Origin of the sequence: Pandoraea vervacti, assembly GCF_000934605.2 — a bacterium.
GTDB lineage: Bacteria > Pseudomonadota > Gammaproteobacteria > Burkholderiales > Burkholderiaceae > Pandoraea > Pandoraea vervacti.
Window position 1 is genome coordinate 1,984,734 of the sequence record NZ_CP010897.2, and the last position, 21,884, is coordinate 2,006,617.

General features: G+C 63.2%; 21 protein-coding genes. 16 read left to right on the top strand and 5 right to left on the bottom strand.

Annotated features, from left to right (window positions below; translation table 11 throughout):
• Window positions 1–140 precede the first annotated feature (140 nt).
• The 6 genes from UC34_RS08960 (at window position 141) to ftsB (ending at window position 8,155) form a co-directional block, all read left to right on the top strand.
• The gene (locus UC34_RS08960; protein WP_052810953.1) at window positions 141–2,333 is read left to right on the top strand and encodes a ComEC/Rec2 family competence protein; all 2,193 of its coding nucleotides are present in this window, start codon (window positions 141–143) and stop codon (window positions 2,331–2,333) included.
• 69 nt (window positions 2,334–2,402) lie between these two features.
• On the top strand, window positions 2,403–3,233 hold the full coding sequence (locus tag UC34_RS08965) for an alpha/beta fold hydrolase (RefSeq protein WP_044455273.1): 831 nt from the start codon (window positions 2,403–2,405) through the stop codon (window positions 3,231–3,233).
• A gap of 179 nt (window positions 3,234–3,412) precedes the next feature.
• Complete coding sequence (locus UC34_RS08970; RefSeq protein ID WP_044455274.1) at window positions 3,413–5,071, top strand: CTP synthase; 1,659 nt, start codon at window positions 3,413–3,415, stop codon at window positions 5,069–5,071.
• Window positions 5,072–5,103: 32 nt separating this feature from the next.
• A complete protein-coding gene (gene kdsA / locus UC34_RS08975; protein ID WP_039399289.1) occupies window positions 5,104–5,958 on the top strand; it encodes a 3-deoxy-8-phosphooctulonate synthase in 855 nt (284 codons plus the stop codon).
• A 414-nt stretch (window positions 5,959–6,372) separates the two neighbouring features.
• Window positions 6,373–7,656: a phosphopyruvate hydratase gene (gene eno, locus UC34_RS08985; protein ID WP_044455276.1), complete on the top strand. Its 1,284-nt coding sequence runs from the start codon at window positions 6,373–6,375 to the stop codon at window positions 7,654–7,656.
• Window positions 7,657–7,729: 73 nt separating this feature from the next.
• Window positions 7,730–8,155 (top strand): cell division protein FtsB, encoded by a 426-nt coding sequence (ftsB, locus tag UC34_RS08990; RefSeq protein WP_044455277.1) that lies wholly within the window; start codon window positions 7,730–7,732, stop codon window positions 8,153–8,155.
• Window positions 8,156–8,311: 156 nt separating this feature from the next.
• On the opposite strand, the gene UC34_RS08995 is transcribed toward ftsB, so the two are convergent.
• From UC34_RS08995 to UC34_RS09005, 3 genes are all read right to left on the bottom strand, one after another.
• Window positions 8,312–8,665 (bottom strand): hypothetical protein, encoded by a 354-nt coding sequence (locus UC34_RS08995; protein ID WP_157123106.1) that lies wholly within the window; start codon window positions 8,663–8,665, stop codon window positions 8,312–8,314.
• A 219-nt stretch (window positions 8,666–8,884) separates the two neighbouring features.
• Window positions 8,885–9,820, bottom strand: a complete 936-nt coding sequence (gene hslO / locus UC34_RS09000) for an Hsp33 family molecular chaperone HslO (RefSeq protein ID WP_044455279.1) — start codon at window positions 9,818–9,820, stop codon at window positions 8,885–8,887.
• Between the two features lie 262 nt (window positions 9,821–10,082).
• The gene (locus UC34_RS09005) at window positions 10,083–10,607 is read right to left on the bottom strand and encodes a gamma carbonic anhydrase family protein (RefSeq protein ID WP_044455280.1); all 525 of its coding nucleotides are present in this window, start codon (window positions 10,605–10,607) and stop codon (window positions 10,083–10,085) included.
• Between the two features lie 310 nt (window positions 10,608–10,917).
• Here UC34_RS09005 and UC34_RS09010 point away from each other — a divergent pair, with 310 nt between their 5' ends.
• The 10 genes from UC34_RS09010 (at window position 10,918) to UC34_RS09055 (ending at window position 20,018) form a co-directional block, all read left to right on the top strand.
• Entirely contained in the window at window positions 10,918–11,739 is an 822-nt protein-coding gene (locus UC34_RS09010; protein ID WP_044457933.1) for a ferritin-like domain-containing protein, read from the top strand.
• Window positions 11,740–11,926: 187 nt separating this feature from the next.
• Window positions 11,927–12,817, top strand: coding sequence for an alpha/beta fold hydrolase (locus UC34_RS09015; RefSeq protein WP_044457934.1), 891 nt, complete (start codon window positions 11,927–11,929; stop codon window positions 12,815–12,817).
• A 217-nt stretch (window positions 12,818–13,034) separates the two neighbouring features.
• Window positions 13,035–13,868 (top strand): 3',5'-nucleoside bisphosphate phosphatase, encoded by an 834-nt coding sequence (locus UC34_RS09020; protein ID WP_044455281.1) that lies wholly within the window; start codon window positions 13,035–13,037, stop codon window positions 13,866–13,868.
• A 12-nt stretch (window positions 13,869–13,880) separates the two neighbouring features.
• Complete coding sequence (locus tag UC34_RS09025) at window positions 13,881–14,507, top strand: L-threonylcarbamoyladenylate synthase (protein WP_044455282.1); 627 nt, start codon at window positions 13,881–13,883, stop codon at window positions 14,505–14,507.
• 72 nt (window positions 14,508–14,579) lie between these two features.
• Window positions 14,580–15,245, top strand: a complete 666-nt coding sequence (locus UC34_RS09030) for a site-2 protease family protein (protein WP_044455283.1) — start codon at window positions 14,580–14,582, stop codon at window positions 15,243–15,245.
• A 26-nt stretch (window positions 15,246–15,271) separates the two neighbouring features.
• Complete coding sequence (locus UC34_RS09035) at window positions 15,272–16,474, top strand: tryptophan--tRNA ligase (protein ID WP_044455284.1); 1,203 nt, start codon at window positions 15,272–15,274, stop codon at window positions 16,472–16,474.
• Window positions 16,471–17,064: a class I SAM-dependent methyltransferase gene (locus tag UC34_RS09040; RefSeq protein WP_044455285.1), complete on the top strand. Its 594-nt coding sequence runs from the start codon at window positions 16,471–16,473 to the stop codon at window positions 17,062–17,064. Before UC34_RS09035 ends, UC34_RS09040 begins: the two co-directional genes overlap by 4 nt.
• A 42-nt stretch (window positions 17,065–17,106) precedes the next feature.
• Complete coding sequence (dapA, locus tag UC34_RS09045) at window positions 17,107–18,024, top strand: 4-hydroxy-tetrahydrodipicolinate synthase (RefSeq protein WP_044455286.1); 918 nt, start codon at window positions 17,107–17,109, stop codon at window positions 18,022–18,024.
• A 51-nt stretch (window positions 18,025–18,075) separates the two neighbouring features.
• A complete protein-coding gene (bamC, locus tag UC34_RS09050; protein WP_044455287.1) occupies window positions 18,076–19,218 on the top strand; it encodes an outer membrane protein assembly factor BamC in 1,143 nt (380 codons plus the stop codon).
• 8 nt (window positions 19,219–19,226) lie between these two features.
• A complete protein-coding gene (locus UC34_RS09055) occupies window positions 19,227–20,018 on the top strand; it encodes an MBL fold metallo-hydrolase (RefSeq protein WP_044455288.1) in 792 nt (263 codons plus the stop codon).
• A gap of 127 nt (window positions 20,019–20,145) precedes the next feature.
• Here the strand turns inward: UC34_RS09055 and UC34_RS25360 are convergent, their stop codons facing one another.
• Window positions 20,146–20,403 (bottom strand): hypothetical protein, encoded by a 258-nt coding sequence (locus UC34_RS25360; RefSeq protein WP_072617452.1) that lies wholly within the window; start codon window positions 20,401–20,403, stop codon window positions 20,146–20,148.
• 178 nt (window positions 20,404–20,581) lie between these two features.
• The gene (locus tag UC34_RS09065; protein WP_044455289.1) at window positions 20,582–21,802 is read right to left on the bottom strand and encodes a ribosomal protein uL16 3-hydroxylase; all 1,221 of its coding nucleotides are present in this window, start codon (window positions 21,800–21,802) and stop codon (window positions 20,582–20,584) included.
• Between the last annotated feature and the right edge of the window lie 82 nt (window positions 21,803–21,884).

Genomic DNA, 21,884 nt, shown 5'->3' on the forward strand with positions numbered 1-21,884 from the left:
AGGCAAAGGGCTTGGAGGGCATAAAGGGCATAAAGGGCACAAGGGATCGAGGAGAGCGGGCGGATCCGGGAGAGCCTGCGGATATCCGCGTACGCGCTGCTGCATTCGACGAACACGCAAACTCGGCGCACGCGGGGCGATTGCCGCGCGCGGGAGAGCGTTGGCAACTGCCGGTTCGCCTCAAGGTGCCGCGCGGCCTCGCAAATTGGCACGGCACGGACGCCGAGTTGACGGCGCTGGTGAAAGGCGTTCGCGCCTCGGGATATGTGCGAACGGCATATGGCGGCCGACGCACCACGCACGCGAATGGCGCGTTTCGACTGCAAGGCGCTCCGGTAGCGGGCTATGGATTCGACGCGTGGCGTGAGCGGCTGCGCGACGATTTCCGGGGGGCGCTCGGACCTTCGGCGAAATATGGCGGTGTGTTGATGGCGCTGGCGCTGGGCGAGCGTGGCGACATTCCGGACGACGACTGGCAAGTCTTTGCGGATACTGGTGTGAGCCACCTGTTGGCGATCTCGGGGTTGCATGTATCGCTGGTGGCTGGGGCGCTCGCAGCGATCGTTGGCGTGCTGTGGCGCCGAACCTGCTACCGCCGCGTCAGTTTGCCGCTTTGGTGGCCGGCGCCGAAGGCGGCGGCCGTGGCGGGTCTCGTGGCCGCCGTCGCCTATGGTGCGGTTGCCGGTTGGGGTGTGCCCGTCAGACGCGCCGTCGGCATGGTGGCAATCGTTGTCGCGGCACTGCTGAGCGGGCGGTTTGCCGCACCTTCGTATGTGCTGGCGTGGGCCTTGGCAATCGTTCTGCTGCTCGACCCATGGGCGGTCGTCACGCCGGGACTCTGGCTGTCCTTCGGTGCCGTGACGGCGTTGGTGATGGCGGCGAAGCGCCCCGAGGTGGCGAACCCGGTGCGGGTGCAGCGGTATGGTCAACGCGATCGCGGCGTGCGACGCGAGGACGCGCCACCGCCGAGTCTCGCGAAAGTTGACGATGCAAGGGCGTCCAACGCCCCGACAATGCCGCAACGCTGGGGCGCGTCGATGCGCACCCGGTTCGGGCAAGCTGCGCGGGCACAGTATGCGGTCACGATCGGATTAGTGCCGCTCACGTTGGCATGGTTCGGAACGGTGCCTGTCCTCGGGCCTTTGGCCAATGCGGTCGCAATACCGGTGATGACGTTGATCGTCACGCCCCTGGCATTGGTGAGCTTGCTGTTGCCCACAGAATTGGCGCACTGGGCGCTTTTCCTGGCGCACGCGGTCGTTACGTGGCTCGCCGAGTGGTTGCGCACGCTCGCCGCCGTGCCGTGGGCAGTGTGGCGCGCACCGGTCTCGCCCTGGTGGGCGCAAGTCGCCGCGCTGGCGGGCGTGGTCGCCTGTCTGAGTCCGCTGCCGCAGCGGCTCGCGCGGATTCGCTGGCTTGCGTGCGGCGTTCGCCTTGCGGGCTTCGCACTCATGGGGCCTGCGGTGTTTGCGTCTTCGCAGCGGCCTGCGGCCGGAGAGTTTCGCGTGACCATGCTCGACGTCGGGCAGGGCAATGCGGTACTGATCGAAACGGCCAGCCGCACTTTGCTTTTCGACACCGGGCCGCCCTACGGCAGGCGCAGTGATGCCGGCCGGCGCGTGATCGTGCCGTACCTGCGCTCGATTGGGGCGGCAAGACTCGATCGACTGGTCGTGAGTCATGCCCATGACGATCATTTCGGGGGAGCGTTGAGCGTATTGCGCGCCTTTCCGTCCGCACAGGTGTTCTCATCGCTGCCCGAAGGGCACAGGGCGCGTGGCGCAGCAAAATCGCATCGGACATGTCTCGCCGGTCAGCAATGGACCTGGGATGGCGTGACTTTCCGGTTCCTGCATCCCGACCAGGCGGCGTTGCGCGAAGGATGGAAGGGGCGTGCGGGGCCTAACAGCGTGAGCTGTGTGCTGCACGTCGCCAACGCCCGGCACAGCGCCTTGCTCGCGGCGGACGCCGAAGCCATGCAGGAGCGTGTAATGGTGTCGCGATTCGGATCGACATTGCGCGCGGACATCCTGCTGGCGCCTCACCACGGCAGTTTGACCTCATCGACCCCCGCGTTCGTTACTGCGGTGTCGCCCGCGCACGTGGTGTTTCAGACGGGATATCGCAACCGTTTCGGTCATCCGAAGCCCCCGGTGGTGGCACGCTATCGCGCGGGTGGGGCACGAATCTGGCAAAGCGTCATGCATGGCGGCGTGCGGTTCGCGACCGGTCCGCACGGGATCGAAGCGCAGGCCTATCGTGAGCATTACCGGCGGTACTGGCATGTGGATTCGACGGAAACCTCTACCGGTACTCGACGAGCGGTTCGCTAGAATGGTCCGGCGAGTGTCATGCGACCTGATGATCGTGAACGGCAGATGCTCGCGAGGACAGAGAATTCCATGACAAGAGACATCATCCATTTTTCGCACGGCAACGGTTTTCCGGCCGGCGTGTATCGCAAGATGCTCGGCGCGCTGGCCGACGAGTACGACGTGCGCGCCATCGATCGCATCGGGCAAGATCCACGCTACCCTGTGACGCCTGGCTGGCGGTATTTGCGAAATGAACTGGTCGACACGCTCGAGCGTCAATACGGCGGCGAACCGGTCTGGCTGGTCGGACATTCGCTCGGCGGCTTTCTCAGTCTCATGGCCGCCCTCAAGGCGCCGCGATGCGTGCGCGGCGTGGTGATGGTAGATTCGCCTATCGTGACGCCCGGCTGGCGCACTCAGATGCTGCGTCTGGGAATGCTGACCGGTCTCTACGAACGTATGTCGCCCGCGGGCGTGACGAAAAGGCGCCGCGACCAGTGGCCGGACTGGGAAAGTGCGTGGCAGCATTTTGCGAGTAAGCCCGCATTTGCCAGTTGGGATCCGGACGTGCTGCGCGACTATATCGACTGCGGAACGCTGCCGACCGGGCAGGGCGATGCGCGGCGTCTGGCGTTCGCACGGGAGATCGAATACCGCATCTATCTGACGCTGCCGCCCTCTCTGGCGGTGCGCGCAATGCGCGGTGTCCCGGTCCCGGTCGGCTTTCTTGCGGGCACGGCGTCGCGGGAATTGCGCCAGGCGGGGATCGGTGCGACACGCCGGATCGTCGGCACCCATCTGCGCTACGTGCCGGGCACGCACCTTTTCCCGATGGAGCGTCCCTTGGAGACGGCCACCGCCATCCGGAACATGCTCGCGGAGCTCAAGGGCGAGCACCGTCGTCCTCTGGCTGCCTGAACCGGACCGAGTGAACTGGACTGAGCCGGACTGAGCCGGGCCCAGAGGCCCGCCGGAGCGCGCCGGTCCTGACGAGACGTCACGCCCGGTGCCTGTCAAGGCCAAAATTTGCCGCGCCGCAGGTCGAGGGCAGGGCCGCTTTCGGGTATAATCCGGCTTTCCCGCGAGCAATTACTGCGATGACCAAATTCGTTTTTGTCACGGGCGGCGTGGTTTCCTCTCTTGGTAAGGGAATTGCTGCCGCATCTCTGGCCGCGATTCTCGAATCGCGTGGCCTCAAAGTCACCCTCCTCAAGCTTGATCCCTACATCAACGTCGACCCGGGCACGATGAGCCCGTTCCAGCACGGCGAGGTGTTTGTGACCGAGGACGGTGCGGAAACCGACCTGGATCTGGGTCACTACGAGCGCTTCATCAGCGCGAAGATGCGTCGTGCGAACAACTTCACGACGGGCCAGATCTACGAATCGGTGATCCGCAAGGAGCGCCGTGGCGAGTATCTCGGCAAGACCGTTCAGGTCATTCCGCACATCACCAATGAAATTCAGGCGTTCGTCGAGCGCGGTGCGCGTTCGACGTGGGACGGCCATCCGGACGTCGCTATCGTCGAAATCGGCGGCACGGTCGGTGACATCGAGTCGCTGCCGTTCCTCGAAGCCGCACGTCAGATGAATCTGCGCCTGGGCCGCAACAGCGTGGCCTTCGTGCACCTGACGCTCGTGCCGTACATCGCGACGGCGGGCGAGCTCAAGACCAAGCCGACGCAACACAGCGTGCAGAAGCTGCGCGAAATCGGCATTTCGCCCAACGTGCTGCTGTGCCGCGCCGATCGACAGATCCCGGAAGACGAGTGCGCCAAGATTTCGCTGTTCGCCAATGTCCCGCAAGACGCCGTGATTTCGGTGTGGGATGTCGACACGATCTACAAGATTCCGCAAATGCTGCATGACCAGGGCATGGACCGGATCATCTGCGAAGAACTGAAGATCGAAGCCAAGCCGGCGGACCTGTCCATGTGGACGCGTCTGGTCCACGCCGTCGAGAACCCGAAGCACGATGTCACGATCGGTATGGTCGGCAAGTACGTCGATCTTACCGAATCGTACAAGTCGCTGATCGAAGCGCTGCGTCACGCCGCGATCCACACGGAAACGCGCGTGAATATCGAGTACATCGATTCGGAACAGATCGAAAAGGACGGCACCGACGCCCTCAAGCATCTGGACGCGATTCTGGTGCCGGGCGGCTTCGGTCGTCGCGGTACCGAAGGCAAGATCAAGGCCATTCGATACGCTCGCGAAAATCGCGTGCCGTACCTCGGCATCTGCCTCGGCATGCAACTGGCCGTGATCGAATTTGCGCGCGACGTCGCCAATCTGGCCGACGCCAACAGCACGGAATTCGAGCCGGGCACGCCGCATCCGGTCGTTGCACTCATCACGGAGTGGCAGGATCGCGACGGCAAGATCGAGCAACGCACCGAAGATTCGGATCTGGGCGGCACGATGCGTCTGGGTTCGCAACGCGTGCCGGTCAAGGCAGACACGCTGGCTTCGCGCATCTATGGCGAGACGGTCAACGAGCGTCACCGTCACCGTTACGAAGTCAACAATCATTACGTGCCGCAGCTCGAAGCTGCGGGTCTGGTGATCTCGGCGCGTACGCCGACCGAAAACCTGCCGGAGATGATGGAACTGCCGCAACAGGTGCACCCGTGGTTCGTGGGCGTTCAGTTCCACCCCGAGTTCACCTCGACGCCGCGCGACGGTCACCCGCTCTTCAAGGCATACGTTGAAGCTGCGCTGGCCGGTCAGCAAGCGCGCAAGAAGGCCGCCTGAGACGCGCAGCGAGCGAGAGACAAGGAGTTCCCATGAAACTGTGCGGTTTCGACGTTGGCCTGGATAAGCCGTTTTTCCTGATTGCGGGTACCTGCGTCGTCGAGTCGGAGCAAATGACGATCGACGTCGCGGGTCAGCTCAAGGAAATCACGAGCGCGCTCGGCATTCCTTTCATCTACAAGTCGTCGTTCGACAAGGCGAATCGCAGCTCGGGCAAGTCGTATCGCGGCCCGGGGCGCGAACAGGGCCTGAAGATCCTCGAGGAAGTGCGTCGTCAGCTCGGTGTGCCGGTTCTCACGGACGTACACACCGAGGAAGACGTTGCCGTGGCAGCGCCGATCGTCGACGTGTTGCAAACGCCGGCATTCCTGTGCCGCCAGACCGATTTCATCCGTGCCTGCGCCCAGTCGGGCAAGCCGGTGAACATCAAGAAGGGGCAGTTTCTCGCACCGCACGACATGATCAACGTCATCGACAAGGCGCGCGACGCCGCGCGTGAAGCCGGCCTGCCCGATGATGTCTTCATGGCCTGCGAGCGTGGCGTTTCGTTCGGCTACAACAATCTCGTCTCGGACATGCGATCGCTTGCGATCATGCGCGAGACGGGGGCGCCAGTCGTGTTCGATGCCACGCACTCGGTACAGTTGCCCGGCGGGCAGGGCACCAGCTCGGGCGGTCAGCGCGAGTTCGTGCCGGTGCTCTCGCGCGCAGCCGTTGCCGTGGGCGTGTCGGGTCTGTTCATGGAGACGCACCCGGACCCGGCGTGCGCACTCTCGGATGGCCCTAATGCCGTGCCGCTCGGGCGCATGCGCGAATTGCTCACCACGCTCAAGACCATTGACGCGGCGGTGAAGCAAGGCGAGTTTCTGGAAAACAATTTCAACTGAAATGAGACACACCGTCCTGGGGCCACTATCAGTACGCCCACAGGACGGGTATAGCGGTCGGACGCCTTGGCAGCATGGCGTCGAATCGTTAAGCTTGTCGCGCAGTGGTCTTCAGTGGCCGCCGCGAGGGCGAGTTCCGGAGGAGATGCCCGCGTGCAGTACGCCGAGTGCACCGTCGACATCGATGTCATTCCACAGGCCGCCGTGCCTCATTTCGAGGCGCCGTTGTTCCCCCGTCCACGTATTGCCCCGCCGATGCGCGCACACGATGCGCAGCATCGGTATCCACGTCAGGATTCGGCACGCTGCCGGTGTACGCTCAGCGCCCGGCGTGAACCTGGCAAATGACGGACGGGATGGCGGCGCGAAGCAGGTTCCCTTTAGCGTTTTTGTCTTATAGATACCGAGGAATACATGAGTGCAATCGTAGATATCATCGGGCGCGAAGTGCTGGACTCGCGCGGCAATCCGACGGTCGAGTGCGACGTGCTGCTGGAGTCGGGTGTGATGGGCCGCGCGGCAGTGCCGTCGGGCGCGTCGACCGGTTCGCGTGAAGCGATCGAACTGCGTGATGGCGACAAGGAACGTTACCTTGGCAAGGGTGTGCAAAAGGCGGTCGAGCACATCAACACCGAAATTTCCGAGGCGATCATGGGTCTGGATGCTGCCGAACAGGCCTTCCTGGACAAGACCCTGATCGAACTCGACGGCACCGACAACAAGTCGCGCCTCGGTGCGAACGCGATGCTCGCCGTGTCGATGGCAGTCGCCAAGGCCGCCGCCGAAGAAGCCGGCCTGCCGCTGTACCGCTATTTCGGTGGTTCGGGCGCGATGCAAATGCCGGTGCCGATGATGAACATCGTCAACGGCGGTGCGCACGCCAACAACAGCCTGGATATCCAGGAATTCATGGTGATGCCGGTCGGTCAGTCGAGCTTCCGTGAAGCGCTGCGCTGCGGCGCGGAGATCTTCCATGCGCTCAAGAAGCTGATCGCCGACAAGGGCATGAGCACGGCGGTGGGCGACGAAGGCGGTTTCGCACCTAACTTCGCGTCGAACGAGGAGTGCCTGACGACCATCCAGCAAGCCGTGGAAAACGCCGGCTACCGCCTGGGCGATGACGTGCTGCTCGCGCTGGACTGCGCGTCGACCGAGTTCTTCAAGAACGGCAAGTACGAACTGGCCGGTGAAGGCCTGTCGCTGACCTCGGAAGAGTTCGCCGACTACCTTGCGAATCTGTGCGACAAGTTCCCGATCGTCTCGATCGAAGACGGCATGTCGGAAGACGACTGGGCCGGCTGGAAGATCCTGACGGACAAGCTGGGCAAGAAGGTGCAACTGGTCGGCGACGACCTGTTCGTGACCAACACGAAGATCCTGAAGCAAGGCATCGAGCAAGGCGTGGCCAACTCGATCCTCATCAAGATCAACCAGATCGGCACGTTGACGGAAACGTTCGCTGCGATCGAGATGGCCAAGCGCGCCGGTTACACGGCAGTCGTGTCGCATCGTTCGGGTGAAACCGAAGATTCGACGATCGCCGATATCGCCGTGGGCACGAATGCCGGTCAGATCAAGACCGGTTCGCTCTCGCGCAGCGACCGTATCGCCAAATACAACCAGCTCCTGCGCATCGAAGAGGATCTCGGCGATATCGCTACGTATCCGGGCAAGGAAACGTTCTACAATCTGCGCTAATTCCGTTTCCCCGGGAAGTTAGGTCCTGATTTCGATCGGATCGGGCTTTCCGGAACTCTTGCCAGGCGAAAGCATGCGAATGGTGACCTTGGTACTGGTGCTGCTCTTGGTAGTCATCCAGTATCCGCTCTGGTTCGGCCACGGTGGTTGGTTGTACGTGCACGAACTGCGCGACGAGCTGAGCGCCGAACAGCAGAAAAACGAGCAGTTGAAGGAACGTAACGATCGCCTTGCCGGCGAAGTGCAGGATTTGCAGGACGGCACGGCAGCGATCGAAGAGCGTGCTCGTTTCGAGCTGGGCATGGTCAAGGACGGCGAGGTGTTCGTGCAATTCGTGGGCGCCGATGGCGCCAGCGCGCCGCAAGGGGCGTCCGGTACCGATGCGCCCCTAGTCTCGTCGACCGAGCCCGCCCACAAAACGGTAGCGGCCACGCCGCCACCGCCTCCGTCGCAGACGAAGGGCAAGGAGCGCTCAGGGCATAAGGCTCAGCATCACTAACCGCCGTGCGCCGACGTCGGCAATCAAGCGAATTCACGCAGTAGAACGCAAAAGGCGCTCCCTCGGGAGCGCCTTTTGTATTGGGCCGAACTGTATTGGGTCGAACGGATGGCCTCAACCTGTTTCGGCCCCGTGGGCCCAGGTCGACGTCATTCGTCAGAAGCCGACGCTCATGCCGACACCCGATCGCGGGCCATACCAGCCCGGACCGTACCATCCTGGCCCATACCACCCGGGACTGCCCCATCCGCCGTAAAAGTATGCGTTGCTGTTGTAGCTGCGAATGGCGTCGTTAAGCGCGCGCTGCACGCGCTCACGCTCGATGGCGTTTTCCTGTTCGTCGTAGATGCTTTGGTTCAGGCGCGTCAACGCCTGCTTCTGCGCATCTGTCATCGTTGCAGCGGGCGTCACGTTGTCGGACGGAGGCAAACGTGCGGCGGGCGCGTCTGGCGGCGGCAGTTGCAGTTGCGCACAACCCGCGGCTAACGTCAGTGCAAGCAGACTGAACACGGTTGCGGTCGCGCGCACGGAACGACGACGTCGACGTCGTCGTTGCGACGGCACGGCGGAACAGGTGGGGGTAGCGAGTCGGGGCATGGCGCAATAACCCGTGGATTGACGGCGGTTCGGTCCGTCGCTGGGCCGACGGTTCATCTCACGCCGATTGACGTCTGAGATTCACTGGCACGCCGGTCGTTCCGCGCGCCAGTGCTTTTCCGTCGCTCGATATCAATGCTGCCCAGCCGGTGCCACGTGAGGCGACTCGGTGAACAGTTGTGCCGCGTCCACCTTGTCGAACTGGTAAGTCTGGCGGCAGAACTCGCACGCGACCTCCACGTTCGGGCGTTCGTCGAACACGCTCATGACTTCCGCTTCTCCCAGCGTCCGGAGCATATTGGCGACGCGCTCGCGCGAACAGGTACAACGGAACGCCGTCGGTTGCGGGTCGAACACCCGTACCGTCTCTTCCCAGAACAGCCGATGCAGCATAGTCTCGCGCTCGGTGCTCAGCATTTCGTCGCGTTTGAGTGTGTTGCCCAGTTGGCAGACGCGATTCCAGGTGTCCTCGTCTTCTTCCGGAGCGTGCTCCGCGACGCTTCCCGCCGTGCCGCCATATCCCGGCAGCTTTTGCAGCAGGATACCGACCGCGTGGTTCTCGTCCGACGCCAGCCACAGCCGGGTATCGAGCTGTTCCGAGTGATGCATGTAATGCTCGAGCACCGAGGCCATGTCCGGGAGCGGGCCATGCTCATCCGAGAGCGGCACCACGCCTTGGTACGGCTGCTGGCCGGGTTGCTTCACGCGGGGATCGAGCGTGATCGCGAAATGGGCGCGACCGTGCACGTTGACCAGCGACTTGAGCGAGCTGTCCTCGGGAATGTCGCCGCTGTACTTGGCCGTCGCGCGCATGGTGAGGTCGGCATTGCACTCGACGACCGCCATCGTGACGGGGCCGTCGCCATGCAATTGAAGGACGAGCGCGCCGTCGAATTTGACATTGGCGGTGAGCAGTGCGGCGGCCGCCATCATTTCGCCAAGCAAATGGCGTACCGCTACCGGGTAATCGTGGCGCTCCAGCACAGCGCGCCAGGTGGCGTCGAGGCTGACGTATTCGCCGCGTACGGGGGCGGCGTCGAACATGAATTTCTGAAGTTGGTCGGACACGGTCGAATTCCTGAAAAATGCGGCAACGGCGGATGGGTGTGGCAGACGGTCCGAGACGTCAAGCGATGGCGAGAGACGAGAATCGTGCGAAAAACGCACAGGACTTCCGTCATTCGCTCGTTTGCGCGAGCCTTGCTTTCACACGAGCCGAGGTATGGCGCGTCAATGTTGCACTATCTGGGGGCGCACGCCGCATTTTCAACACGCCGGCGGCAAAGGCCCACGCGCCCGACTGCCGCGCGCGCCGCCACCGGACGCGCACTCAGCCGATACGCACCAATTGTTCCTTGAACACCTGCCGACGCGTGGCATAGACGTCGGCGTTACGCTTGAGGTTCGCGACTTCTTCGTCCGTCAATTCGCGCACGACCTTGGCGGGCACGCCGAGGATCAGGGAGCGGTCCGGAAACGTCTTGCGTTCGGTGACGAGAGCGCCGGCGCCCACGAGGCTGTCGCGGCCGATGACGGCGCCGTTGAGCAGCACGGCCTGGATGCCGATCAGCGAATTCTCTCCGACCGTGCAGCCATGCAGCATGGCCTGATGGCCGATGCTGACGCCTTCGGCCAGTGTCAGCGGATAGCCAGGGTCGGCATGCAGCACGGCGCCTTCCTGCACGTTGGTCGCCTTGCCGATCCTGATCGGTTCGTTGTCGCCGCGAATCGCCACCCCCGGCCACACGCTGCTGTTCTCTGCGAGCACAACCGCGCCGATGATGGTCGCAGTGTCGGCCACGAAAGCACTCTCGTGGATCTGCGGGGTCTTGTCTCCAAGTTTATAGATCGGCATGGCGGCTTCGGTTCGCGGTTAAAATCGACGAAACCGCTATTGTAACGTCATGGCCGATTTCACTACCGCTCCCGGCGCGCATTTCGGGTGCGATGTCCGTAACGATGTCCGGGACGCTCATCCCGCCGAATCAACCCCGTTCGCTGACGAGCAGGCTGCCGTCGATTGCGCGCGTGAACGCGCGTTGGAACTGCTGCGCTGTTGCGATCCGTACGAGAAGGCCGCAGGCGTCACCGCGCTGCGTGAGCAGGTGCGACAAGGGGCTGCACGCTGGTACCCGGCACGCCGCTTTGTGCTCGCGCATGCCGGAATGACTTCTGACGCGACGCCAGGCGTGACGGCACAATCGACACCAGAAGCGACACCAGAAGCGACACCAGAAGCGACACCAGAAGCGACACCAGAAGCGACACCAGAAGCGACGGCCCCGGCACCGGACGCCGCTCGCCACGACCCGGCACTCGACACGGGAATCCCGGGGCGTCCGGCGCTGCCGAGACTGGTGTCGCCGCGCGAACTGAAGCAACGCGCAGTGACGAGCGTCGAGGGGCGCGCTGCCTTGCTGCACGCGCTCGCTCACATCGAGTTCAACGCCATCAATCTCGCCCTCGACGCGCTATGGCGCTTCGACGACCTGCCCGCCGAGTATTACGAGGACTGGCTCGGGGTTGCGGCGGAGGAGGCCTATCACTTCTCGTTGCTGTGCGCGCATTTGAAGACGCTGGGCGACGCGTACGTCTACGGCTGTTTCCCCGCGCATGACGGCCTCTGGGATATGGCGCGACGCACTGCCGGCGACTGGCTGGCGCGTCTGGCGCTCGTGCCTCGCACGTTGGAGGCCCGTGGGCTCGATGCCAGTCCGCCGATCAGGGCGAAGCTCTCCAGTGCGGGCGACAAGGCCGGGGCGGCGATTCTCGACATCATCCTGCGAGACGAAATCGGCCACGTGGCCATCGGCAACCGTTGGTATCGCTGGGGCTGCGAGCGTGCCGGTCTCGAACCGGTGCAGACTTATGCGCGTTTGGCCGCGCAGTACGGGGCGCCGCGTTTGCGCGGACCCTTCAACCTCGCGGCACGGCGCGCTGCCGGCTTCGACGACGACGAACTGGCGGCGCTGCAAGCCAGCGAGTGACGAGCGAATGGCGACGTTGCAAGGTTCGCGATCCTTTCGTCATGATCTCGTCGCCGTCTTGTCGTGGTCGCTTTGTTTCCGCTGATTCGGCAAGGCGTCGGTTTTTGACCTCGCTACCGGGCTGTCGACGTCCGCCGATATACTCGACGTTCCTCAATCGTTCAGATATTCATTGTCTGCCGGCATCATGATCGACTCCCGATCCGAGTTTCTGACAGTGCGCGGCTTGCGCCATCACGTCCGTCAATGGGGCACCCCCGGTGCGCCGAAGCTGTTCGCGTTGCACGGCTGGATGGACGTGTCGGCCTCGTTCCAGTTCGTGGCGCAAACGCTCGCGCAGCGCTGGCATGTGCTGGCCCCGGACTGGCGGGGGTTCGGCCTCACCGACTGGCCGGTCGCCGAGGGGCGCGCCGGCAGCTACTGGTTCCCCGATTACCTTGCCGATCTCGATGCTTTGCTCGACGTCTACGCCGAGCCGGGGGAGGCCGTCAACCTGATCGGCCACAGCATGGGTGGCAATGTTGCCTGCCTGTATGCCGGGGTGCGTCCCGCGCGTGTGCGACGTCTCGTGAATCTGGAGGGCTTCGGCCTGCCGCCGTCCGCGCCCACCGCGGCGATTCGCCAGCTCAGCCGCTGGCTCGACGACGTGCAGACGATGCCGACGCTGCGCCCGTACGCATCGCTCGACGATGTGGCCGCGCGGTTGTGCAAGACCAACCCGCGCCTCACGCCGGAGCGTGCAGCCTGGTTGTCGCAGCGCTGGGCGCGGCAGGCGCCCGACGGCATGTGGCATCTGCTCGCGGATGCGGCTCACAAGATCGCGAACCCTTACCCCTATCGCCTCGACGAAGCGATGGCAGTGTGGGGCAACGTGAGTGCGCCCGTGTTGAACGTGGAGGCGACGGATTCCGACGTGCTGCGCCATTTCGCGGGGACGCAGGGCAGGGAGGCCTTCCGCGAACGGTTCGAGGCCTTTCCGAATTTGACCGAAGCCTTCGTGGAGGATGCCGGTCACATGTTGCATCACGACCAGCCGGAAGCCGTTGCCCGCCTGATCGAGGACTTCTGCCGCGCGTAGTCCGACGGATGGGGGCGGGCGCAATGCACGCGGTGATACCGTAGCCGGAACGGCGCCACGACGATGCCGTTGGCGGCAGACATCGGGCAACTCGCGTCGCGTGCACTTGAGCGGTAGAATGGACCTGTCATTATCCAGTCATACGCCGGTATCTCGTGGTCTCCGATGTGCAGCGATGCCAGCGCATGCAGCGGCCACATCATCCCGGCGGATCAACATGCTCAACGCGGATCTTCATTGTCATTCCAAGGTGTCGGACGGTACCCTGGCGCCCTCCGAAGTGGCGCAGCTCGCCTTCGAGGCCGGCGTCGACCTGTGGGCACTGACAGACCACGACGAGATCGGCGGACAGCGCGAAGCGCGCGCGGCGGCCGAAGCGCTTGGCATGCGTTACGTGAGCGGTGTCGAGATTTCGATTACGTGGGCGAACCGCACGGTGCACATCGTCGGTCTGAACATCAACCCCGACAATCCCACGCTGATCGATGGTCTTGCGGCAACGCGCGGCGGTCGTGCCGCCCGGGCGCAACTGATGAGCGACCAGCTGGCCGCCGCCGGTATCCCCGGCGCTTACGAGGGCGCGCTGCGCTTCGTCGGCAATCCCGATCTGATTTCGCGCACGCATTTCGCGCGATTCCTGGTGGAAATCGGCAAGTGTGCGTCGGTCTCCGACGTGTTCGCGAAGTATCTGTCGGAGGGCCGTCCGGGTTACGTGCCCCATCGCTGGGCGACGCTTCAGGACGCCGTGCAATGGATTAGAGGCGCGGGTGGTATCGCTGTCGTGGCTCACCCCGGGCGTTACAAATTCACACCGCTCGAATTCGGTGCGCTGTTCGATCAGTTTCGCGATCTGGGCGGCGAGGCCATCGAAGTGGTCACCGGCAGTCATACGCCGGAACAATATCGCGAGTATGCCGATGTCGCGCGTCAGTATGGTTTTCTTGCCTCGCGCGGCTCGGATTTCCATGGACCGACCGAGAGCCGCGCGCTGCTCGGCAAATTGCCTGCACTGCCAGACGATCTCACGCCGGTCTGGAGCCGCTGGCAGTAACCCTCCGACAACATGTCGCAATTCTTCCAGATTCACCCGGAAAATCCTCAGTCGCGTCTCATCAAGCAAGCCGCTCAGATCATCGACAAGGGGGGCATCGTTGCGTTGCCGACCGATTCGAGCTACGCGATCGCCTGTCACATCGACGACAAGCAGGCCGTCGATCGTTTGCGCCGCATTCGGGGCCTCGACGAGAAGCAGATGCTCTCGCTGCTCGTGCGCGACCTGTCCGAACTGGCCGAGTTCGCCATCGTCGACAACCGCCAATATCGGTTGATCAAGGCGACTACGCCCGGGCCGTACGTCTTTATCCTGGAAGCGACGAAGGAAGTGCCGCGTCGCCTTTCGCATCCTTCGCGAAAGACCATCGGCCTGCGTGTGCCGGAGCACGCCATTACGCTGGCCTTGCTGGAGGAGTTGGGGCAGCCGCTGCTCGCGACGACGCTGATTCTGCCGAACGAAACGGAGCCGCTCAACGATCCGGAGGAGATCCGCGAGCGCCTGGAAAAGCAACTGGATCTGGTCATCGACGGCGGGGCCTGTCCGAAAGAGCCGTCCACGGTAGTCGATCTGACGGTGACGCCGCCGGAGGTGCTGCGTCGCGGGCGCGGGCCGCTGACACCGTTCGGTCTGTCCTGAGGGGCGGGCGTTCCGAACTTTGTCAGGCCGGGTCATACTGGCGTGCAGGTCCGCTTGTTACAATAGCCGGCTATGAATGCAGACCTGATCCAGACCATTGCGGTCTACGCGCTCCCCGTCCTCTTCGCGATTACGTTGCATGAGGCCGCGCACGGCTATGTCGCGAAGCACTTCGGCGACCCCACGGCATTTCTCATGGGGCGCGTCACGCTCAACCCGCTCAAGCACATCGACCCGATCGGCACGATTGTCGTGCCGCTGGCGCTTTACTTCATGACGAGCGGCGCGTTCCTGTTCGGCTACGCCAAGCCGGTGCCCGTGGCGTTCGGCAGTCTGCGCAATCCGCGCGTCGATACGATCTGGGTGGCCCTGGCCGGGCCGGTCTGCAACTTCGTGCAGGCAATTCTCTGGGTGCTGCTCGGCCTCGGGCTGCAACTCGCGGGCGTTCGGGAGCCTTTCTTCATGATGATGGCGCAGGCGGGCCTCGTGGTGAACCTCGTGATGTGCATGTTCAATCTGTTTCCCGTGCCGCCGCTCGATGGCGGGCGCGTGCTCGTATCGCTGTTGCCGGCGCGCGCGGCCTACGCGCTCTCGCGCGTCGAGCCCTATGGCTTCTTCATTGTGATGGCGCTGGTGGTCAGCGGTGTGCTCGGTCGCGTGTGGCTGTGGCCGCTGATTCAGTGGGGGCGTGATGTGATCAAGTGGATGCTGACCCCGCTGCTCTCGCTGGTTTCCTGACGTTTTTGCAGACTGATAACTAGACCATGTACCCCGAACGCGTTTTCTCCGGCATGCGACCGACCGGTCGTTTGCACCTCGGCCATTATCACGGTGTGCTCAAGAACTGGATTCAACTCCAGTCCGAGTATCCCTGCTACTTCTGCGTGGTCGACTGGCACGCGCTCACTACGCATTACGAGACGCCCGACGTCATCGAACAGAACGTATGGGACGTGCTGATCGATTGGCTCGCCGCCGGGATCGATCCGAATCAGGCGACCCTCTTCATCCAGAGCAAGGTGCCCGAGCATGCCGAACTGGCGCTGCTCATCGGCATGAGCACCCCCCTGGGCTGGCTCGAACGCGTGCCGACGTACAAGGAGCAGATCGAGAAGCTCAAGGAAAAGGATCTGTCGACGTACGGTTTCCTCGGTTACCCGGTGCTGATGGCGGCGGATATCCTGCTGTACCGCGCATTGCACGTGCCCGTGGGCGAAGATCAGGTGCCGCACGTGGAGATGACGCGTGAAATCGCGCGCCGCTTCAACTACCTCTATGGCCGCGAAGCGGGCTTCGAAGACAAGGCGCTCGCCGCAGCGCGCAAGCTCGGCGGCAAACGCTCGAAGCGCTATCTCGAACTGCGTAACGCCTATCAGGAAAAGGGGGATGACGAGGCCCTCGAGCAGGCACGCGCCATGCTCTCCGAGTCGCAGTCGTTGTCGATGGGCGATCGCGAACGTCTGTTCGGTTATCTCGAAGGCGCGCGCAAGCTGATTCTCGTGGAACCGCAGGCGTTGCTCACGCCCGCGTCGCGCATGCCGGGTCTGGACGGTCAGAAGATGTCGAAGTCCTATAACAACACCATCGGTCTGCGCGAAGACGCCGAGTCGATCACGAAGAAAGTGCGTACGATGCCGACCGATCCGGCGCGCGTGCGCCGCACCGATGCGGGCGACCCGGACAAGTGCCCGGTATGGCAACTGCATCAGGTCTACAGCGACGACGACACGCGTGACTGGGCCGAGAAGGGCTGCCGTAGCGCCGGCATCGGGTGTCTCGAGTGCAAGCAGCCGGTCATCGAAGGCATTCTGCGCGAGCAGCAGCCGATGCTCGAGCGTGCGCAGAAGTACATGGACGATCCGTCGCTGCTGCGCGCGATCGTCGCCGACGGCTGCGAGAAGGCGCGCAAGTCGGCGCAGGAGATCATGCGAGACGTGCGCGAAGCCATGGGACTTCAGTATTCATGACGCAAGCCGCTCCCGCATCGCACAGCGCCGGCGCGCCATCGCCGTGGCTGGTGCGCTGGGCGCATCTCATCGCGCCGGGCGCGCGTGTGCTCGATCTGGCTTGCGGTCAGGGGCGGCACACGCGATGGCTGATCGAGCGGGGGGCGTACGTCACCGCGATCGATCGGGACACGGCTGCGCTTGCCACGATGTCAACGCTACCGAACGTCACGACGCTGGCCGCCGACCTGGAGGGGGCGCCGTGGCCATTGCCGGCGCGCTCGACGTTCGATGCGGTCGTCGTCACAAATTACCTGCACCGTCCTTTGTTTGCGCACATTGCGGCGAGCGTTGCGCCGGGCGGTGTCCTGATTTACGAAACCTTCGCGCAAGGAAACGAAAAGTACGGCAAACCGTCGAATCCCGCGTTTCTGCTGGCGCCGGGCGAATTGCTCGATATCGCGCGCGAGGCGGGGTTGCGGGTCGCGGGTTTCGAGGATGTCACGATGCCGGCGCCGCGCGCGGCGTGTGTGCAACGGCTGTGTGCCACACGTGCGGCGACCCCCGGGGAAAACCCCGGCACTGCGGCGCTGTACGAGGCGACAGCGTAATCCGCTACAATCCACCCTTATCGCTGAATTGTTCGATCAAACATGACTACCCAAACCCCGATTCAAGGCAGTATCGTCGCGATTGTCACGCCGATGAAAGAGGACGGCAGCCTTGACCGTGAAGCACTGCGCAACCTGATCAACTGGCACGTCGACGAAGGCACGGACGGTATCGTCATCGTGGGCACGTCCGGCGAGTCGCCGACGGTCAACGTGGAAGAACACTGCGAGCTCATCGAGATCGCCGTCCAGCAAACGGCGCAAGCCGGTCAGTCGCGCGGCCGCAAGGTACACGTGATCGCCGGCACTGGCGGCAACTCCACGGCGGAAGCCATCGAGTTGACGAAGCACGCGAAAAAGGTGGGCGCCGATGCTTCGCTGCAGGTAGTTCCCTATTACAACAAGCCGACGCAGGAAGGCCAGTACCAGCACTTCCGCGCCATTGCGGAAGCCGGCGAGCTTCCGGTCATCCTCTATAATGTGCCCGGCCGTACTGTGGCGGACGCGAGCAACGAAACGCTGCTGCGTCTGGCGCAGGTGCAGGGCATTATCGGCGTGAAAGACGCCACGGGTAATCTGGATCGCGGCATCGACCTGATCCGGCGCGCCCCGAAGAGCTTCGCCGTGTATAGCGGCGACGACCTGACTGCCGTTGCGCTCATGCTCATGGGCGGTCGGGGTAATATCTCGGTCACCGCCAACGTGGCACCGCGTGCGATGCACGATCTGTGCGCGGCGGCGCTGGCCGGCGATGTGGCCAAGGCACGTGAACTGCAATTCCAGTTGTTCGAACTGCATCGTGCCATGTTCGTCGAAGCCAATCCGATCCCCGTGAAATGGGCGCTGCAAAAGATGGGCATGATCGCGTCGGGCATCCGCCTGCCGCTCACGCCGCTGGCGCAGCCGTATCAGGACACGGTGCTCCAAGCCCTCAAGTCGGCCAACATCGCCGTTGTCTAAGCTGTCGTTCAGGCACCCGGGTTCGATTGCCCACCCATTTTTTTGCGACTCATGAAACGAATCGTCAGTAATTCCGTAGCTCGTCCCGTGCTGGCATGGGCCGCTATTGCCTCGTTGGCCCTCGTCGCTGGATGTAGCTCGCTTTCGAGCGCCTTGTCGTCCGACAAGGTTGACTACAAGAGCTCGAAGACCGGCCCCTCGCTCGACGTTCCGCCGGATCTGACCAACGTTCAGGCCGCTGACCGCAAGTACGTGACACCGGGCGGCACCGCCACGCTGTCGAACTATGAGACCCAGCAAAAGGTCGTGGCCGCCAACCCCACGGATAACGTGCTGCCGAGCGTGCCGGGCATGAAGGTCGTGCGCGACGGTAACGAGCGTTGGCTCGTGATCCAGAAGCCGGCCGGCGACCTGTGGCCGACGCTGCGTGAGTTCTGGCAGGAAAACGGCTTTGTGCTGACGATCGACTCGGCAGACACGGGCGTGATGGAGACGGATTGGGCGGAGAACCGCGCCAAGCTGAATCAGGACATCATTCGCGATCTGCTCGGCAAGGTGCTCGATGGTCTGTATTCGACGGGCGAACGTGATCGCTTCCGTACCCGGGTCGAACGCGATCCGAACGGCGGCACCGACATTTACATCACGCACCGTCGCATGGTCGAAGTGTTCACGAACTCGCAGAAGGACACGACGAAGTGGGAACCGGCGCCGAACGATCCGGGTCTCGAGGCGATCATGCTGACCAAGCTGATGCAGCGCTTCGGTGCGCAGGCCGATCAGGCCAAGGCGCAGGTCGAAAGCGCCAAGGCGGGCGGTCCGACGAGCCAGGTGGTGAAGACGGCCGACGCGTCGTACCTCGACATCAACGAGCCGTTCGATCGCGCATGGCGTCGCGTCGGCGTGGCGCTCGACCGTGGTAACTTCACCGTGGACGATCGCGATCGCGCCAAGGGGCTGTACTTCGTGAGCTACGTCGATCCGGCGTCGCTCGCGAAGGACAACGGTTTCTTCTATAGTCTCTTCCACGCCAAGGAAGTGCAGGACCAGAAGAAGGCGAAGAAGTACAGCGTCAACGTGCAGGGTCGTGGCGACAACCAGACGCGTGTGCAGGTGCTCGACGACAAGGGTAACGTCGACAACTCGCAGATTGCGCAAACGATCATCAGCGTGATCGGCAACCAGCTCCGTTAAGGCGGCGCGTGCGGTTCGCCAGTTTAGGCAGCGGCAGCGAAGGTAACGCCCTGCTGGTGGAGGCGTCGGAAGGCGTCTCCACGACACGTATCCTCCTCGATTGCGGATTCTCCATGCGAGAGGTCGAGCGGCGCCTGGCGGCTCGCTCGATCGACGTGGCGTCGCTCGACGCCATTGTCATCACGCATGAGCATGCCGACCATATCGGCAGTGCGCTCTCCCTCACTCGCAAGTATCGGATCCCGCTCATCATGAGCTGGGGCACGGGGCAGGCCGTCAAGGTCGGCGATACGCTCAGGGCCGACGATAAGGCAGCCCTCGTGCGGTGGTGTCGCTCGGACGAGCGATTGGCTGTTGGCGCCATCGAACTCCATCCGTACACGGTGCCGCACGACGCGCGCGAACCTCTGCAATTCGTGTTCTCGGATGGCGCTCGCCGTCTCGGGGTGCTCACGGACGCGGGCTGTCCGACGACGCATCTGATCGAGAGGCTCGGTGGCTGCGATTCACTGGTGCTCGAATGCAATCATGATCGCGAGATGCTGGCCAACAGTAAGTATCCCCCGTCGCTCAAGGCGCGCATTGGCGGCACCTACGGCCATCTCGCCAACGACGCGGCTGCCGAGATTCTCGGGGCTATCGACCGGGCCAAACTTCAGCGGGTGATCTGTGCGCATCTGAGCGAGCAGAACAATACGCCGGAACTGGCCATGGCGGCCATGTCGGCGGTGATCGGCGCTCAGGCGACGGAGATTCTCGTGGCAACGCAGGCAGGCGGGTTCGACTGGCTGATGTGCTGACGGGGTGCGCGCACGACTGCGCGCTGGTGAGGTGGGGCGTATCAGACTGCAGATGGTACGTAAAGACGTAAAAAAGCCGGTCGAAAGACCGGCTTTTTTTGCTCAACTGCCTTGCGGCAGCGAGAGCTTACTTGCTGGCAGCAGCGTCAGCAGCCGAAGCAACGGCGTCAGCAGCAGCACCAGCAGCCGAAGCGGCCGTGTCAGCAGCAGCACCAGCAGCCGAAGCAGCCGAATCAGCAGCAGCGCCAGCAGCCGAAGCGGCGTCCGAAGCAGCCGTAGCAGCCGAAGCGGCAGCGTCAGCAGCCGGAGCAGCGGCTTCTTCCTTCTTGCCGCAGGCGGTCAGGGCGATAGCCAACAACGAAGCGACGAGGAGAGACTTCTTCATGATCACGTCCTTTTATGGTAGAAGACAAGCGAATAAATATTAGTTACGGTAATACGCTCTTGCCAGCGCAAAGCCGATTGCGAGACATTGGCAATTGAGGATTACCCTTGGTCATGCAAGCTGCTTGGCGAGAAATTATATTGGGTTTTCCCCAACGCGTCACGTCAATCTCGCGCATTTACCCCGCTTTTTTCCTTACGGCGCGCAACTTTCGCACGGGCCCCGAGTCAGGTCCAAGCGCTAACCATCCCGAAGCGTACCAATCGTACAGAATTTCAACGATTTCTTGGTCTTTTTGCCCGAAATTCGCACATTCACCCGCTTTCAGCTCGCGTCTGTCAGCCAGCAGGCGTAACGTCGAGCGCGCGCTGACGGGGACTTCCAGCGGTTCGCCATTGACGTAGTACCGGTTGCGTCGATACAACAAGTGCGTCTTCGGCGACAGCCCAAGCCCACGCGAAGATGCTTCGTGTGCGAAACGAGTCGCCGAAAGCGGCTTCTCCGGAGGGTCGAAAAACACATGCGACTTCGGCTCGCTCAGCCAGCGACCGAGAAAATCCTCCACCTCTTTCTGTCCCCAACGCACGCGTTCGAGCTGCGACACGAGCGTGTCGATCATGGCATCGGGTAGTGCGGCGGGATGTTTGACGGCGGGTTGATCCGGGTCTGCGTATCGGCCAGCGAAATGGCGCGCAAAGGGCAGTTCGGCGGCGTTTTCCGCGAGGTAGTACAGGAAGTTCTGAAGCATCTCCTGTTCGAGCGGCGCGCGAAACCCGATGGAGTAGGTCATGCATTCCCCCTCGGCGACGCCATCGTGTGCGTAACCCGGTGGCAGATACAACATGTCGCCCGGCTCCAGCACCCACTCCTGCTCCGCTTCGAAATGCTTGAGAATGCGCAGCGGCACGTTCTCCTGCCACGTCGTATCGCGTTGCGGTCCAATGCGCCAGCGACGTTTGCCATGCGCTTGCAGCAAGAACACGTCGTACGAATCGAGGTGTGGGCCGACACCGCCGCCGTCTGTCGCGTAGCTGATCATCACGTCATCGAGACGCGCATCGGGAATAAAGCGAAACTGTTGCATGAGGGCGTCGACAGCCGGTGCGTGGAGATTCACGCCTTGCACGAGGAGCGTCCACTGCTTGCGCGTGAGCGCGGGCAGGTCGTCGGCTTCGAACGGGCCGTGTTCGAGCTGCCAGCGCTTGCGGGTCTGGCTGATGAGACGCGATTCGACATCGTCCTGTGCGGCAAGGGCGAACAAGGCGTCACGCGTGAGCGGTGCGGTAAAGCCGGGCATGGCTTGCCGAATGAGTAGGGGGCGCTTGTGCCAGTAGCGTTTCATGAACGCGTCTGGCGTGAGGTCGCCCAACAGGGCGAGAGGGTGGCGAGATGTCGTCATGCGTTACCGATGTCGTCGATACAGCCGCGGCCGGGGCGCTGTCATACGGCTGCGCGTATAATGCGGGCTGTTTTTCGGAGAG